General features: G+C 58.8%; 15 protein-coding genes and 1 tRNA gene. 13 read left to right on the top strand and 3 right to left on the bottom strand.

Features of this window, described 5'->3' with window-relative positions; translation table 11 throughout:
* Positions 1–14: 14 nt before the first annotated feature.
* The 5 genes from AC1DCP_RS00260 (at position 15) to AC1DCP_RS00280 (ending at position 4,006) form a co-directional block, all read left to right on the top strand.
* Complete coding sequence (locus AC1DCP_RS00260) at positions 15–998, top strand: tripartite tricarboxylate transporter substrate-binding protein (RefSeq protein WP_026330668.1); 984 nt, start codon at positions 15–17, stop codon at positions 996–998.
* A gap of 100 nt (positions 999–1,098) precedes the next feature.
* Positions 1,099–1,560: a tripartite tricarboxylate transporter TctB family protein gene (locus AC1DCP_RS00265; RefSeq protein WP_003514354.1), complete on the top strand. Its 462-nt coding sequence runs from the start codon at positions 1,099–1,101 to the stop codon at positions 1,558–1,560.
* Positions 1,561–1,569: 9 nt separating this feature from the next.
* Positions 1,570–3,075: a tripartite tricarboxylate transporter permease gene (locus AC1DCP_RS00270; RefSeq protein WP_013635241.1), complete on the top strand. Its 1,506-nt coding sequence runs from the start codon at positions 1,570–1,572 to the stop codon at positions 3,073–3,075.
* Positions 3,076–3,228: 153 nt separating this feature from the next.
* Entirely contained in the window at positions 3,229–3,441 is a 213-nt protein-coding gene (locus AC1DCP_RS00275; RefSeq protein ID WP_013635242.1) for a SlyX family protein, read from the top strand.
* A gap of 13 nt (positions 3,442–3,454) precedes the next feature.
* The gene (locus tag AC1DCP_RS00280; protein WP_065688445.1) at positions 3,455–4,006 is read left to right on the top strand and encodes a DUF924 family protein; all 552 of its coding nucleotides are present in this window, start codon (positions 3,455–3,457) and stop codon (positions 4,004–4,006) included.
* Between the two features lie 67 nt (positions 4,007–4,073).
* Here AC1DCP_RS00280 and dnaJ read toward each other — a convergent pair whose 3' ends face one another.
* From dnaJ to AC1DCP_RS00295, 3 genes are all read right to left on the bottom strand, one after another.
* Positions 4,074–5,207 (bottom strand): molecular chaperone DnaJ, encoded by a 1,134-nt coding sequence (gene dnaJ / locus AC1DCP_RS00285; protein WP_003514371.1) that lies wholly within the window; start codon positions 5,205–5,207, stop codon positions 4,074–4,076.
* Positions 5,208–5,297: 90 nt separating this feature from the next.
* Positions 5,298–7,199, bottom strand: coding sequence for a molecular chaperone DnaK (gene dnaK, locus AC1DCP_RS00290; protein ID WP_003514373.1), 1,902 nt, complete (start codon positions 7,197–7,199; stop codon positions 5,298–5,300).
* A 287-nt stretch (positions 7,200–7,486) separates the two neighbouring features.
* A tRNA-Ser gene (locus AC1DCP_RS00295) sits at positions 7,487–7,576 on the bottom strand.
* A 220-nt stretch (positions 7,577–7,796) separates the two neighbouring features.
* Here AC1DCP_RS00295 and AC1DCP_RS00300 point away from each other — a divergent pair.
* The 8 genes from AC1DCP_RS00300 to AC1DCP_RS00335 all read left to right on the top strand — a co-directional run bounded on the left by AC1DCP_RS00300 (position 7,797) and on the right by AC1DCP_RS00335 (position 14,936).
* Entirely contained in the window at positions 7,797–8,114 is a 318-nt protein-coding gene (locus AC1DCP_RS00300) for a hypothetical protein (RefSeq protein ID WP_065688473.1), read from the top strand.
* Positions 8,115–8,191: 77 nt separating this feature from the next.
* Entirely contained in the window at positions 8,192–8,842 is a 651-nt protein-coding gene (gene msrA / locus AC1DCP_RS00305) for a peptide-methionine (S)-S-oxide reductase MsrA (RefSeq protein WP_019564547.1), read from the top strand.
* Positions 8,843–9,056: 214 nt separating this feature from the next.
* Entirely contained in the window at positions 9,057–10,049 is a 993-nt protein-coding gene (locus tag AC1DCP_RS00310; protein WP_003514392.1) for a BMP family lipoprotein, read from the top strand.
* 83 nt (positions 10,050–10,132) lie between these two features.
* Entirely contained in the window at positions 10,133–11,638 is a 1,506-nt protein-coding gene (locus AC1DCP_RS00315; RefSeq protein ID WP_003514394.1) for an ABC transporter ATP-binding protein, read from the top strand.
* Positions 11,639–11,645: 7 nt separating this feature from the next.
* Positions 11,646–12,749: an ABC transporter permease gene (locus tag AC1DCP_RS00320; RefSeq protein WP_003514397.1), complete on the top strand. Its 1,104-nt coding sequence runs from the start codon at positions 11,646–11,648 to the stop codon at positions 12,747–12,749.
* A 6-nt stretch (positions 12,750–12,755) separates the two neighbouring features.
* A complete protein-coding gene (locus AC1DCP_RS00325) occupies positions 12,756–13,727 on the top strand; it encodes an ABC transporter permease (protein ID WP_003514401.1) in 972 nt (323 codons plus the stop codon).
* A 19-nt stretch (positions 13,728–13,746) separates the two neighbouring features.
* A complete protein-coding gene (locus AC1DCP_RS00330) occupies positions 13,747–14,136 on the top strand; it encodes a cytidine deaminase (RefSeq protein WP_019564546.1) in 390 nt (129 codons plus the stop codon).
* Complete coding sequence (locus AC1DCP_RS00335) at positions 14,136–14,936, top strand: purine-nucleoside phosphorylase (RefSeq protein WP_003514406.1); 801 nt, start codon at positions 14,136–14,138, stop codon at positions 14,934–14,936. The genes AC1DCP_RS00330 and AC1DCP_RS00335 overlap by 1 nt, the downstream gene beginning before the upstream one ends.
* Position 14,937 lies beyond the last annotated feature (1 nt).

A 14,937-nucleotide genomic window follows, 5' to 3' on the forward strand; every position in this document is an offset into this window, starting at 1 on the left:
TCCGGGAGGAATCGATGAAAATACTGAAGACAGTTACCGGCCTTGCTGCCGCCGCTGCCGTTTCCCTTTTTGCGCTTTCTGCATCCGCTCAGAACTACCCCGAGCGCAACATCACCATGGTCGTGCCCTTTGCGGCCGGTGGCCCGACAGATACGGTCGCGCGTCTTGTCGCTGAATCCATGTCGAAGGATCTCGGCCAGCAGATCATCGTCGAAAATGTCGGCGGCGCTGGCGGCACGCTGGGCGCTGGCCGCGTGGCGGCGTCGGATCCGGACGGTTACACCGTTCTGCTGCATCACATCGGCATGGCGACGAGCGCCACGCTTTATCGCAAGCTCGCGTATGATACCCTGAACGCTTTCGAATATGTCGGTCTGGTCACGGAAGTGCCGATGACCATTCTGTCGCGCAAGACGCTCGAGACCAAGGATCTCAAGGGTCTGATCGACTACGCCAAGGCGAACAAGGACAAGGTCACCGTTGCCAATGCCGGCATCGGTGCTGCTTCGCATCTGTGCGGCATGTTGTTCATGAGCGCGATCGAGACACCGCTGGTCACTGTTCCCTACAAGGGCACAGGCCCGGCCATGACTGACCTGCTCGGCGGACAGGTCGATATCATGTGCGACCAGACTACCAACACCACCAAGCAAATCCAGGGCGGGACCGTTAAAGCATATGCCGTAACCTCGGCCAAACGGCTCGACGTGCTGCCGGACGTACCGACAGTTGCCGAATCGGGCCTGCCGAAGCTTGAGGTGGGTATCTGGCACGGTATCTACACGCCGAAGGGTACACCGGCTGAGATCAACGAAAAGCTCTCCAAGTCGCTGCAGGTCGCGCTGAAGGACAAGAACGTGGCGGCCCGTTTTGCCGAACTCGGCACCACGCCTTCCCCGGAAGCCGATGCGACGCCCGCAGCGCTCAAGACCAAGCTTGAAAGCGAAATCGCCCGCTGGAAGCCTGTGATCGAGGGCGCCGGCCAATATGCCGACTGATGGTTGAAGCAATTGCCGGCGGCACCCTGCCGCCGGCTTCTTGCCGTCAATTTAACGCGCGGAACGGTGTGTGGCCGGCCGCAGTGGAGGGGCATCTTTCATGAAGTCGTTTTTCATTGACCCTGCCGAGGCAGCCTGTGGGGCAATTTTCATCGGTTTTGGCGCTTTTTTCGCGTTGCAGTCTTTCGGGCTGGATATCGGAACCGCCTTCCGCATGGGGCCGGGTTATTTTCCGCTTGTTCTGGCAATCGTGCTGATTTTGCTTGGCGGAGTAATATTCATTCGCGCCACCCGCGTGCAGGGCGATGCCCTCGGTGCAATTGCCTGGCGGGGGATTTTTTTCATCCTGCCCGCGCCGATCTTTTTCGGTTTCACGGTCCGGGGGCTTGGTTTCGTACCGGCGCTTTTTTTCAGCGCCCTTATCGCAGCCTTCGCCTCGCACAAGATGAGCCCGCTCATGGCCGTCATTATTTCCGCCGCCATCACGGTCTTTTCCGTTGCTGTGTTCAATTATGGTCTCGGCCTGCCATTCCAGCGCTTCGGCCCCTGGCTTAAATTTTGAGGTGCCGTAATGGAATTGCTTGATAATCTTGCTCTCGGTTTCGTCACGGCCACGTCGCTGGCAAACCTGTTTTTCTGCCTGATTGGCGTGCTGCTCGGCACGCTGATTGGCGTGCTGCCGGGCATCGGCGCAACCGCAACCATCGCCATGCTGTTGCCTATCACCTTTCAGCTTGAGCCCGTCTCATCGCTCATCATGCTCGCAGGCATCTATTACGGCGCGCAATATGGCGGCTCCACCACGGCGATCCTCATCAACATGCCGGGGGAATCCTCATCCGCCGTTACCGCCATTGACGGCTACCAGATGGCGCGCAAGGGCAAGGCGGGTGCCGCACTTGCGATTGCCGCCATCGGCTCGTTTTTCGCCGGCACGGTTTCCACCTTTCTCGTGGCAGTCTTTGCACCGCCTTTGACGGCGATTGCGCTGGAATTCGGCGCGGCGGAATATTTCTCGCTGATGGTCGTCGGCCTCGTCTCATCCATCGCGCTTGCCCATGGTTCCATCGTCAAGGCGCTGGCCATGGTCGTGCTTGGCCTGCTGCTTGGTCTGGTCGGTACGGATATCTACAGCGGCGCGCCGCGCTTCACTCTCGGCATCCGTGAATATGCCGATGGGCTGAATTTCGTTGCGGTGGCGGTGGGTGTATTCGGTATCGCCGAAATCCTGCGCAATCTCGAAAACGAGCGCACGCGCTCGGTGCTGATCGCCAAGGTCAGCAGCCTGATGCCGTCGAAGGAAGACTTCAAGGCGATGGTCGGCCCGGTGCTGCGCGGTACGGTCATCGGTTCGGCACTAGGCATCCTGCCCGGCGGCGGTGCAATTCTCGCTGCCTTCGCATCCTACACCGTCGAAAAACGCGTCTCCAAGCATCCTGAGGAGTTTGGACACGGTGCGGTCGCCGGTGTTGCCGGTCCGGAATCCGCCAATAATGCCGGTGCCCAGACCTCGTTCATCCCGCTTCTGACGCTCGGCATTCCCGCAAACCCGGTGATGGCGCTGATGATCGGTGCGATGATCATTCAGGGCATCGTGCCCGGTCCGAACGTTGCGACCGAGCAGCCGGCGCTGTTCTGGGGCATCATCGCCTCGATGTGGATTGGCAATCTGATGCTCGTCATCCTAAACCTGCCCCTGATCGGGCTTTGGGTGAAGCTGCTGACGGTGCCTTATTACGTGCTTTTCCCCATCATCATGGCCTTCTGCGCCATCGGGGTTTACAGCGTCAATTCCAACGTCTTCGATCTCTACGCCGTCGCCTTCTTCGGCTTCATTGGTTATGTGCTCGTGAAGCTGCGCTGCGAGCCGGCGCCGCTGCTGCTGGGCTTCGTGCTTGGGCCGCTGCTGGAGGAAAACCTGCGACGCGCCATGATCCTGTCACGTGGCGATCCGACGACCTTCGTCACCCGACCGATCAGCGCTACCCTGCTGTTTATTGCTCTGGCCGTGCTGATCATTGTCTTCCTGCCCAGCGTGAAGAAAAAGCGCGAAGAGGTTTTCGTAGAAGAAGACTGAGCAGGTCTCGAAATATTCGGAACGCCGGTGATGGAAATGTCGCCGGCGTTTCTGCGTTGATGGGATCGCTGTGAGGAATCCGGTTCACCGAAGCGGCATATGGTTGACTTGAAGCTTTTTAGGGCCAAGGAAGGGCGGGAAAGAGAGGTCGATATGACGTCGGAAACCGAAAAACGGATCATTGCGCTTGAGGAAACGATCGCGCATCAGGCCAAGACTATAGAGGAACTGTCCGACCAGCTGACGGAACAGTGGAAGGTGGTGGAACAGACCCGCGCCAAGCTCGACCGGTTGACGGAAAGGTTCCTGAGCCTTGAGGAGCAGTCGCTGGACGCACCCGCAATCACCCGGCCGCCGCATTATTGATGAGGGAGACCCGATGAGGAGCGATACAGCCGCACTTGCCGCCGAAATTGTGGATTTCTGGAAGCAGGCAGGACAGGACAAGGGGTTCGACAAGGACGCCGCCTTCGACGATCACTTTCATGACCGTTTCCGCGATGCCCATTTTGCTGCTGCAAGGCGCGAATTGGATGGCTGGCTGGACGGTGCGGAAAGCAGCCTCGCGCTGATGCTTCTGCTGGATCAGTTCCCGCGTAACTGCTTTCGCGACACAGCGCATATGTATGCGACCGATCCGCTGGCACGCATGTTCGCCAGCGAGGCCATCCGTCGCGGCCACGATCAGGCGGTGACCGAGGATTTGCGGGTCTTTTTCTATCTGCCCTTTTCCCATTCGGAAAGCATCGAGGATCAGGAGCGTGCCTGCACGCTCAACCGGCCGCTTGGCGGGCTTTATCTCCACCATGCCGAAGAGCATCGCGATATCGTCGCACGTTTTGGCCGCTTTCCGCATCGCAACGACATATTGCTGCGGGAAACGACGCCGGAGGAACGGCAATATCTTGATGCGGGCGGTTTTACTGGCTGATATCAACGAAAAACGCCGCCAGTCCCGAAAGACGGCGGCGCTTTTTTTAGTGGGTAACGGCCGCAGATCAGCCGTCGAAGAATTCCTTCATCCGGGCAAAGAAGCCGGTCGATTCCGGATTATTCTCCTGGGACGAGAGTTGCTCGAACTCCTGCAACAGCTCGCGCTGGCGCTTGCTGAGCTTCTGCGGTGTCTCGATCTGGATCTGGATGTAGAGATCGCCAGTCTGCGCCGAACGCAGCACCGGCATGCCCTTGCCCTTCAGGCGGAACTGCTTGCCTGGCTGGGTGCCTTCCGGAACCGTGACGCGAGACTTCGTGCCGTCGAGCGTCGTCACATCGAAGGTGCCGCCAAGAGCGGCCGTCGTCATGGAGATCGGCACGGTGCAATAGAGATCGGCACCGTCGCGCTGGAAGAACTCATGCGGACGCACGGACAGGAAGATGTAGAGATCGCCCGCCGGGCCGCCACGCATGCCGGCTTCGCCTTCGCCCTGCAGGCGAATGCGGGTGCCATCCTCGATACCCGAGGGAATGTTGACCGAAAGCGAACGCTCTTCCGTCACGCGGCCCTGGCCGTGGCACTTGCTGCACGGATCGGAAATCGTCTGTCCACGCCCGTGGCAGGTGGGGCAGGTGCGTTCTACCGAGAAGAAGCCCTGGGCTGCGCGCACGCGACCGGAACCCTGACAGGTGCCGCAGGTTTTGGGTTGCGTGCCGGGTTTTGCGCCGGAACCGGAACAGACATCGCAGGTTATCGAGGTTGGAACCCTGATCTGCGCCGTCTTGCCGGCAAAGGCTTCTTCCAGCGTGATTTCCATGTTGTAGCGAAGGTCGGCGCCGCGCTCGCGACCGCCGGAAGAGCGGCGTGCGCGTCCGCCGCCCATCATCTCGCCGAAGATGTCTTCGAAGATATCCGAGAAGCCGCCATTGGCGAAACCGCCGCCGCCCATACCACCGCCGCCCATGCCGCCATTTTCAAAGGCGGCGTGGCCAAAACGGTCATAGGCCGCGCGTTTTTGCGGGTCCTTCAGCGTTTCATAGGCTTCGTTGATTTCCTTGAACTTCCGTTCGGAATCAGCATCATCCGGGTTCTTGTCCGGATGGTATTTCATCGCGAGTTTGCGGAAGGCGCTTTTCAGCTCTTTTTCGTCCGCGGTCTTGCTGACGCCGAGTGTTTCGTAAAAGTCTGCTTTCGCCATTAAGATAACAAGCCTCGCAAATGGATTTCCGGCTGCACTTCGGCAGCCGGATGTCTTGCATGTATCGACAGGAGACGGGAAGTCACGCGATTATGCGGACTTCTTGTCGTCCTTGATTTCCTCATAGTCGGCGTCGACGACGTCGTCCTTGCCGCCCTCTCCGTTAGCGCCGGCTTCAGCCTGCTGCGCTTCGTAGATGGCCTGACCGAGCTTCATGGAAACTTCCATGAGGGTCTGGGTCTTTGCCTGAATGTCGTCGGCATCCGGTTCGGAAGCCTCAACGGCCGTCTTCAGGCTGGCAATGGCGTCTTCGATGGCCTTGCGGTCGGTTTCGGAAACCTTGTCGCCATATTCCTTCACCGATTTCTCGGTGGAGTGAACGAGGCTTTCGGCTTGGTTCTTGGCTTCGACACCCGCACGACGCTTCTTGTCGGCTTCGGCATTGGCTTCAGCGTCCTTGACCATCTTCTCGATGTCGGCGTCGGAAAGACCACCGGAAGCCTGGATACGGATCTGCTGTTCCTTGCCGGTGCCCTTGTCTTTCGCCGAAACCTGCACGATGCCGTTGGCGTCGATATCGAAGGTCACTTCGATCTGCGGAACGCCGCGGGGTGCCGGCGGCAGGCCGACGAGGTCGAACTGGCCGAGCAGCTTGTTATCCTGTGCCATTTCGCGCTCGCCCTGCGAGACACGGATCGTCACGGCCGACTGGCTGTCTTCGGCGGTCGAGAAAGTCTGGCTCTTCTTCGTCGGGATCGTCGTGTTGCGATCGATCAGACGGGTGAAGACGCCACCCAGCGTTTCGATGCCGAGCGACAGCGGGGTCACGTCGAGAAGCAGAACGTCCTTGACGTCGCCCTGCAGAACGCCGGCCTGAATGGCGGCGCCCATGGCAACCACTTCATCAGGGTTCACGCCCTTGTGCGGCTCCTTGCCGAACAGCTGCTTGACGACTTCCTGTACCTTCGGCATGCGGCTCATGCCACCAACGAGAACGACTTCATCGATCTCGGCAGCGGTAACGCCGGCATCCTTGAGGGCAGCCTTGCAAGGGGCGACGGTGCGCTGCACCAGATCGTCCACCAGGCTTTCGAACTTGGCGCGGGTCAGCTTCAGCGTCAGGTGCTTCGGACCGGAAGCGTCAGCCGTGATGAACGGCAGGTTGATTTCGGTCTGCTGCGAGGACGAAAGTTCGATCTTGGCCTTTTCGGCAGCTTCCTTGAGGCGCTGCAGAGCGAGCTTGTCGTTCTTCAGGTCGATGCCCTGATCCTTCTTGAACTCGCCGGCCAGATATTCGACCAGACGCATGTCGAAGTCTTCACCGCCGAGGAAGGTGTCGCCGTTGGTGGACTTCACTTCGAAAACGCCGTCGCCGATTTCCAGAACGGAAATATCGAAGGTGCCGCCGCCAAGGTCGTAAACGGCGATGGTCTTGCCGTCCTTCTTGTCGAGGCCGTAAGCGAGGGCCGCCGCGGTCGGCTCGTTGATGATGCGCAGGACGTCCAGACCGGCGATGCGGCCGGCATCCTTGGTTGCCTGGCGCTGGGCGTCGTTGAAGTATGCCGGAACGGTGATGACGGCCTTCTCGACCTTTTCGCCGAGGTAGGATTCAGCCGTTTCCTTCATCTTCTGAAGGATCATCGCGGAAATCTGCGAAGGGGAATAGTTCTTGTCCTGAGCCTTCACCCATGCGTCGCCATTATCGCCCTTGACGATTTCAAAGGGAACGAGAGCCTTGTCCTTTTCGACGGTCGGGTCTTCATAACGGCGACCGATGAGGCGCTTGACCGCAAACAGAGTGTTGGTCGGGTTGGTGACCGCCTGGCGCTTAGCCGGCTGGCCGACAAGGCGTTCGCCATCGTCGGAAAATGCCACCATGGATGGCGTAGTGCGCGCGCCTTCCGCGTTTTCAATAACTTTCGTGTCCTTGCCGTCCATCACTGCAACGCAGGAATTGGTTGTGCCAAGGTCGATACCGATTACTTTTGCCATGCTCTTCTCTCCTTGAAGCGAGCTGTCGGAACCCCGTGAGGCATTCCATGGACAACTCCTTGACTTGGATTTGCAGTATTCGCTGCTGTTATGCGGCGTATATAAGGAGCGATTTTTCCTGCTGCAAGGCGCAAGAGAGGGTGAAGCGCTGCAAAAAAGCGGATGAAACCCCTGTCAGTGCAGAAGCATAGCCATCAAGGCATGCAGAAGGGCAAAAACGTGACTTTGACTGCCACGGTCATGGCGATGCGGAGGCGCGTTTATAAAGTCATTGAGGTGAGGTGAAATGGCGGACAGGGTGGGATTCGAACCCACGGTACGCTTTCACGCACACACGCGTTCCAGGCGTGCGCCTTAAACCACTCGGCCACCTGTCCTTTTTTCAAATCTGCATGTTTTGAGGAATGCAAATCACTGGAACGGCGCGATATATACCGATGAATTCGCTGGGATCAACACGAATCTGACAGTTTTTTGAATTGTCGGCAATTTCCTGCCTTCCGATGCGATTGCAAACCGGTTTTCCCGCCTTTATCGATGCAATATATCTTTCAAAACATGGCTGTCGAAACGACGGGCCGCAACCGAGGTATCCTGATGAAAGCTTTTTTGCGGTTTTTGAGCTTTCTTCTTCTCATTGCAGCTGTTTTTCTTGGCGTACTCGATTCGATCCGCTCGGTTTCCACATCCTCGGTCAATATCACCGGCATCCTGTCCGTCTGGGACTATCTTCTTCCTGCCTCGCGCACCATGGTGGAAACGGCCTTGGCTCACTATATTCACCCTGAAGCGTGGCGCTTCATTGAAAATGCCCTGTCGGGACTGCCGGCATTTGCTTTTTTCCTCGCGCTATCCCTGCTTTGCTGGATGGCCGGTTACAGGAAGCGCAAAGTGATGAGGCGTTCGTCAGTCTGAATTTATCAACTGACAGCGCGCGCGCCCCGCAGATGTGAACCCTGAGAAGCGGCATAATCGGCCGCACGGAGGACCGAATGTTCCTGTTCGATACGCTTTCAAAAAAGACGACGATGCCGACCGAAGAGACGGCTTTGCCCGGCCGTGAAGAGGCGCTTGCCGTGCCCGAGACCCATTTCGTCAATGGCCGGCCCTTGAAGGGGCCTTATCCCGATGGTTTGGAAATCATCTATCTGGGTATGGGTTGCTTCTGGGGTGCGGAGCGCCTGTTCTGGCAGACGCCGGGTGTGTGGGTGACGGCGGTGGGTTATGCCGGCGGTTTTACCCGCAATCCCACCTATCAGGAGACAACGACGGGCCAGACGGGCCACGCCGAAGTGGTCAAGGTCGTCTACGATCCGGCCGTCATCTCGCTGTCAGGCCTGCTTAAGATATTCTTCGAGGAGCATGATCCGACGCAAGGGATGCGGCAGGGCAACGACGTCGGCACGACCTATCGTTCCGCCATCTATGCCAATACCGAAGGCCAGTTGCAGCAGGCGCAGAAGGCGCACGACGCTTTTCAGCAGGCTTTGGACGAGGCGGGGCATGGCCGCGCCATCACCACCGAAATTGGACCGCTTGAAACATTTTATTACGCGGAAGACTATCACCAGCAATATCTTGCCAAGAATCCGGGCGGCTACTGCGGGCTCAGGGGAACCGGCGTAAGCTGCAATATCGACTAGATTTTTTGCACGTTGCCCAGGTGGAAAGACCAAAAAAACGCCAGAATAAAGTTTTTCCACCGGGTCAAAAAAACCGGATGAATTTTTCATTGAGCCATGCAAGGATATGAGCCAAGCACAGCCGGGATAACGGCTGGCGGTTCCGCAGACATTCCCGGTCAACGGGTTTGCGGGAGGACCCTTAAAATATCAATTGCAACAACAGGGCTGCACAATGAAAAAATCCCTTCTGACGCTTTTTGCGCTCGCCGCCATGTCGGCTTCCGCGCTTGCTGCCGATATCAAGCCGGCATTGGTTTATGGTACGGGCGGCAAGTTCGACAAGTCGTTCAACGAAGCCGCCGCGGCTGGCGCTGAAAAGTTCAAGGCAGAAACGGGCATCGAGTTCCGCGATTTTGAACCGACCAGCGATACGCAGGGTGAGCAGGCTATCCGCAACTTCGCCAGCAAGGGCTTTAACCCGGTTGTTGCCGTGTCCTTCGCCTGGACGTCGGCCATGGAAAAGGTTGCAGCCGAATTCCCTGACACCAAGTTCGTCATCGTCGACTCCGTCGTCGAGCTGCCGAATGTCCGCTCGGTCGTCTACAAGGAGCACGAAGGCTCTTATCTCGTCGGTCTTCTGGCAGGCATGGCCTCCAAGACCGGTAAGGTCGGCTTCATCGGCGGCATGGATATTCCGCTGATCCGTAAATTCGCCTGTGGTTATGCGCAGGGCGCCAAGGCTGCCAACGACAAGATCGAAGTCTTCCAGAACATGACCGGCACCACGGGTGCGGCCTGGAATGATCCGGTGCGCGGTGGCGAACTGACCAAGAACCAGATCGACCAGGGCGCTGACGTGATCTACGCGGCAGCCGGTGCGACCGGTATCGGCGTGTTGCAGACCGCTGCCGACAACAAGAAATTCTCGATCGGCGTCGATTCCAACCAGAACCACCTGCACCCCGGCTCGGTTCTGACCTCGATGGTCAAGCGCGTCGATCTGGCCGTCTACAACGCCTACAAGGATGCCAAGGACGACAAGTTCACCCCCGGCATCGTTGCTCTCGGCGTCAAGGAAGACGGCGTTGCCTATGCTCTCGACGACAACAACAAGGCCCTGATCACGCCGGAAATGACCGCCGCCGTGGACAAGGCGAAGGCCGACATCATTGCCGGCACCATCAAGGTTCATGACTATATGGCGGACAATTCCTGCCCGAAATGATATGATATGTGTCTGGGGCGCATGGTGATTTTTCACCTTGCGCCCTTTTCATATCCAGCCTTCGGAGAGGTTTCGGTTTGAGTATGGACCCAGCAATCGAACTCGTGGGCATCGATAAAAAATTCGGTGCCGTTCACGCCAATAAGAATATCAACCTGACCGTTGCCAAGGGTACGATCCACGGCATCATCGGGGAAAACGGTGCCGGAAAATCGACCCTGATGTCGATCCTCTACGGTTTTTACCAGGCTGATGCCGGTGAAATCCGGGTAAACGGCGCGCCGGTATCGATCCGCGACAGCCAGGCTGCGATCAGTGCGGGCATCGGCATGGTGCATCAGCATTTCATGCTGGTGGAAAATTTCACCGTGCTGGAAAACGTCATGCTGGGCGCGGAAGGCGGCGCATCGCTTGCCAAGGGCAGGGCGGCTGCGCGCAAGGAGTTGAAGCGCCTTGAAGACGACTACGGGCTGGAAGTAGATCCGGATGCTGTGATCGAAGAACTGCCGGTCGGCCTGCAACAGCGCGTCGAAATCCTGAAAGCCATGTATCGTGGCGCCGAAATCCTGATCCTCGACGAGCCGACCGGCGTTCTCACGCCTGCGGAAGCCGATCATCTTTTCAAGATCCTCGGTGTCCTGCGTGAGCAGGGCAAAACCGTCATCCTCATCACCCACAAGCTGCGCGAGATCATGGCGATCACGGATTCCGTCTCCGTCATGCGCCGCGGCGAAATGGTGGCGACCCGCAAAACCTCCGAAACCAGCGTTGAGGAACTGGCCGAACTGATGGTCGGCCGTCGCGTGCTGCTGCGGGTGGAAAAAGGCGAGACGACGCCGGGCGAGGTTCTCCTTTCCATCCGTAATCTGACCGTCAAGGACAGCCGGGGCGTCACCATGGTGGACGATGTCTCGCTGGATGTCCGCGCCGGCGAAATCGTCGGCATCGCCGGTGTGGCCGGCAATGGCCAGTCCGAACTTCTCGAAGCGATCGCAGGCATCCGCAAGCCTTACTCGGGAGAGATATGGGTGGCCGGGCAGAAGGTTGACCGACCCGATCCGTCCATTCTGCGCGAACTCGGTCTCGCACATATTCCGGAAGACCGGCACCATATGGGGCTGGTGCTGAAATTCGAGGAATATGAAAATTCCATCCTCGGCTATCACCATGACGAGCGATACGGCAAAGGCCCTTTCCTCAACCCCGAGGCCATCCGCAAGGATGCAGTCGAAAAGATCGAGAAATACGATATCCGCCCGCCGAACCCGCAGCTGAAGACCGCCAATTTTTCCGGCGGCAACCAGCAGAAGATCGTCGTTGCCCGCGAAATCGAGCGTGACCCCAAGATGCTGATCATCGGCCAGCCGACCCGCGGTGTGGATATCGGCGCCATCGAATTCATCCATCGCCGCATCATCGAAATGCGCGATGCCGGCAAGGCGATCTTGCTGGTTTCGGTTGAACTCGATGAAATCCGTTCCCTTTCGGACCGGATCATGGTCATGTTCGCCGGGCGTGTCGTTGGAGAAAAAACGGCGGAAGCCGAAGAACAGACGCTGGGCCTGATGATGGCCGGCATCGCCGCATGAGGCATGAATGAGCACCGCTTCCGTACCCCTGCCAAACTGGATCACCTACGGCCTCCTGCCGTTTTTAAATGTAGTTACCGCATTTCTGATTTCCGGCCTCGTCGTCTGGTCGATCGGTGAAAATCCGCTCGCGGCGCTTCGCCTGCTCATCGAAGGTGCGCTAGGTCGTGGCGATGCCATCGGCTTCACGCTGTTTTATACGACGAGTTTCATCTTCACCGGCCTATCTGTGGCGGTCGCCTTCCATGCCGGTCTGTTCAACATCGGTTCTGAAGGCCAGGCCTATATTGGCGGACTGGGCGCGGCGCTGGTGGCGCTGGCGCTCGACCGTTATGTGCCCTGGTATGTGACGATGCCCTTCGCCATCATCGGCGCTGCGGTTTTCGGCGCGGCCTGGGCGTTTATTCCAGCATGGCTGCAGGCAAAACGCGGTAGCCACGTCGTCATAACCACCATCATGTTCAACTTCATCGCTGCGGCGTTGATGGTCTATCTGCTGGTGAACGTGCTGATCGTGCCGGGCAAGATGGCGCCGGAAACGCGCACCTTTCTGCCAGGTGGGCAATTGCCGAAGCTCGACTGGCTGATGGCGCTGTTCGGCCTGAAGCTCGGGCCGGCGCCGTTCAACGTCTCCTTCATCATCGCACTGGTCATGTGTTTTCTCGTCTGGGTGCTGATCTGGCGCACCAAGCTCGGTTATGAGATGCGCACGCTCGGCGTCAGCCCCTCGGCCGCCGTCTATGCCGGCATTCCCTATGCGCGCACCGTCATCATCGCCATGCTCATTTCCGGCGGTCTGGCAGGTATGATGGCGCTGAACCCGGTCATGGGCGCGTCCGCCCGCTTGCAGGTGGAATTTGTCGGCGGTGCGGGTTTCGTCGGCATCGCCGTCTCGCTGATGGGGCGAAGCCACCCGCTCGGCATTCTGTTTTCGGCGCTGCTGTTCGGCATTCTCTATCAGGGCGGTGCAGACCTCTCTTTCGAGATGCCGAATATTACCCGTGAGATGATCGTCGTCATCCAGGGTCTGGTTATCCTGTTTGCCGGCGCGCTCGAATACATGTACCGGCCGGCGATCGTCCGCATCTACCAGCGCTTGGCAAAGGGGTGAGCTGATATGGATTTCTTCGATATGCTGGTCAGCATTCTCGGCTCGACCGTCCGTCTCACCATCCCGCTTCTGTTTACGGCGCTTGCCGGGCTGTTTTCCGAACGCGCGGGCGTGTTCGATATCGGCCTTGAAGGCAAGATGCTGGCGGCAGCCTTTGCTTCGGCTTGTGTCGCCTATCTCACCGCAAATCCCTGGGCAGGCCTGCTTGCGGGCATCGCCGTCTCCATCCTGTTTTCGCTGATCCACGGCTTTGCCGTCATCACAAATCGCGGCAACCAGATCGTTTCGGGCGTGGCGCTTAACTTCATTGCCGCCGGTCTGACGGTGGTTCTGGGGCAGGCGTGGTTCGGGCAGGGCGGGCGCACGCCGCAATTGCCGGGCGAAGGCCGTTTCGCACCGATCATCCTGCCTGGTGCGGATGCGATGCGCGAAGTGCCTTTCATCGGCCCGCTCTACGCCAATGTCATTTCCGGCAACAATATCCTGACCTATCTCGCCTTTCTGGCAGTGCCGCTGTCCTGGTGGGTGCTTTACCGCACCCGTTTCGGCCTTCGCCTGCGCGCGGTGGGTGAAAATCCGGGCGCGGTCGATACGGCGGGCATTTCGGTGACATGGATGCGTTACCGCGCCGTCATCGTTGCCGGCTTCCTCTGCGGTTTCTCGGGCGCCTATCTCGCCGTTGCGCAATCGGCGGCCTTCATCGCCAACATGTCGGCCGGCAAGGGCTATATCGCACTAGCCGCGCTGATCTTCGCGAAATGGAAGCCGGTGCCGGTCATGTTCGCATGCCTGCTCTTCGGTTTCCTGGATGCTTTCGCCAACTTCATGCAGGGCAAATCCGTGCCGGGTATCGGTGAAGTGCCGGTGCAGATTTTCCAGGCCATGCCCTATATTCTGACCTGCATCCTGCTTGCCGGTTTCATCGGCGTCGCCAAGCCCCCCAAGGCCGGTGGCGTTGCCTATGCGAAGGAGCGTTAAATCCATGTCCCGTGAACCAATGTCCCATCAGTTGTTCGAGGCAGCGGTGGAGGCCATGGCCTTTGCCCATGCGCCCTATTCGAAATTCCCTGTCGGTGCGGCAATCCGCGCTGAAGACGGTAAGATCTACAAGGGCGCCAATATCGAGAACCTCTCCTTCCCTCAAGGCTGGTGCGCCGAGCCTTCGGCCATCAGCGCCATGATCATGGGTGGAGCAAAGAAGATAAGCGAGATCGCCGTCATCGCGGAAAAGCTTGCTCTTTGCCCGCCCTGCGGCGGCTGCCGGCAGAAGATCGCCGAATTCGCCTCGCCAGACACCAAGGTCTATCTCTGTGACGAAACCGGTGTTCAGAAGGTCATGACCATGGATGAACTTTTGCCCTTCAGCTTCAAGACCGAGCTGCCCTGATGCCGGATACGCTGATCGATATTCTGGTGGAGCGTCTGAATGGCCTGATGCCGCGCATCGCCATCGTGCTGGGCTCAGGCCTGGGGTCGCTTGTGGACGAGGTCAGCGATGCGATCCGCGTGCCCTATGCCGAACTTCCCGGTTTCCCTGCAAGCGGCGTTTCTGGCCATGCGGGCGAGTTGGTGGCCGGATATCTCGGTGGCGAGCCGGTGATGATGCTGTCCGGCCGGGTGCACTATTACGAAAAAGGCGATCCGGCCGCCATGCGCGCGGTCATTGAGGCGCTCGCCGGTCTTGGCGTGCAGTCGCTCATCCTCACCAATTCTGCAGGCTCGGTCAGGCAGGACATACCGCCCGGCTCGGTCATGCAGATCACCGATCATATCAATTATTCCGGCATGAACCCGCTGATTGGCGAAGAGAGCGACAACCGCTTCGTCGGCATGACCACGGCTTATGATCCTGACCTGATGCTCGCCATGCGTAATGCCGCGATCCGCGCGACGGTGCCCTTGTTCGGCGGCGTCTATATGTGGTTTTCCGGCCCGAGTTTCGAAACGCCGGCGGAAATCCGCATGGCGCGGCTGCTGGGTGCGGATGCCGTCGGCATGTCCACCGTGCCGGAAGTCATCCTCGCCCGCTTTTTCGGGATGCGCGTTGCCGCCGCATCGGTTATTACCAATTACGGTGCCGGCATGACTGGCGCTGAACTGAGCCATGAGGAAACCAAGGACATGGCTCCGGTAGGCGGCAAGAGGCTTGCCGCCATCTTGAAAGAAATGATCGCAGGAGGAGCGTGAC

This window comes from Agrobacterium sp. 10T429, assembly GCF_056393925.1.

Bases quoted from the DNA above. Each gene is read 5' to 3' on its own strand.
- AC1DCP_RS00300 (WP_065688473.1), top strand. From the start codon at position 7,797: ATGAAAGCTTTTTTGCGGTTTTTGAGCTTTCTTCTTCTCATTGCAGCT.
- AC1DCP_RS00280 (WP_065688445.1), top strand. From the start codon at position 3,455: ATGAGGAGCGATACAGCCGCACTTGCCGCCGAAATTGTGGATTTCTGG.
- dnaJ (WP_003514371.1), bottom strand. From the start codon at position 5,207: ATGGCGAAAGCAGACTTTTACGAAACACTCGGCGTCAGCAAGACCGCG.
- msrA (WP_019564547.1), top strand. From the start codon at position 8,192: ATGTTCCTGTTCGATACGCTTTCAAAAAAGACGACGATGCCGACCGAA.
- AC1DCP_RS00315 (WP_003514394.1), top strand. From the start codon at position 10,133: ATGGACCCAGCAATCGAACTCGTGGGCATCGATAAAAAATTCGGTGCC.
- AC1DCP_RS00260 (WP_026330668.1), top strand. From the start codon at position 15: ATGAAAATACTGAAGACAGTTACCGGCCTTGCTGCCGCCGCTGCCGTT.
- AC1DCP_RS00330 (WP_019564546.1), top strand. From the start codon at position 13,747: ATGTCCCATCAGTTGTTCGAGGCAGCGGTGGAGGCCATGGCCTTTGCC.
- dnaK (WP_003514373.1), bottom strand. From the start codon at position 7,199: ATGGCAAAAGTAATCGGTATCGACCTTGGCACAACCAATTCCTGCGTT.
- AC1DCP_RS00325 (WP_003514401.1), top strand. From the start codon at position 12,756: ATGGATTTCTTCGATATGCTGGTCAGCATTCTCGGCTCGACCGTCCGT.
- AC1DCP_RS00310 (WP_003514392.1), top strand. From the start codon at position 9,057: ATGAAAAAATCCCTTCTGACGCTTTTTGCGCTCGCCGCCATGTCGGCT.
- AC1DCP_RS00335 (WP_003514406.1), top strand. From the start codon at position 14,136: ATGCCGGATACGCTGATCGATATTCTGGTGGAGCGTCTGAATGGCCTG.
- AC1DCP_RS00265 (WP_003514354.1), top strand. From the start codon at position 1,099: ATGAAGTCGTTTTTCATTGACCCTGCCGAGGCAGCCTGTGGGGCAATT.
- AC1DCP_RS00270 (WP_013635241.1), top strand. From the start codon at position 1,570: ATGGAATTGCTTGATAATCTTGCTCTCGGTTTCGTCACGGCCACGTCG.
- AC1DCP_RS00275 (WP_013635242.1), top strand. From the start codon at position 3,229: ATGACGTCGGAAACCGAAAAACGGATCATTGCGCTTGAGGAAACGATC.
- AC1DCP_RS00320 (WP_003514397.1), top strand. From the start codon at position 11,646: ATGAGCACCGCTTCCGTACCCCTGCCAAACTGGATCACCTACGGCCTC.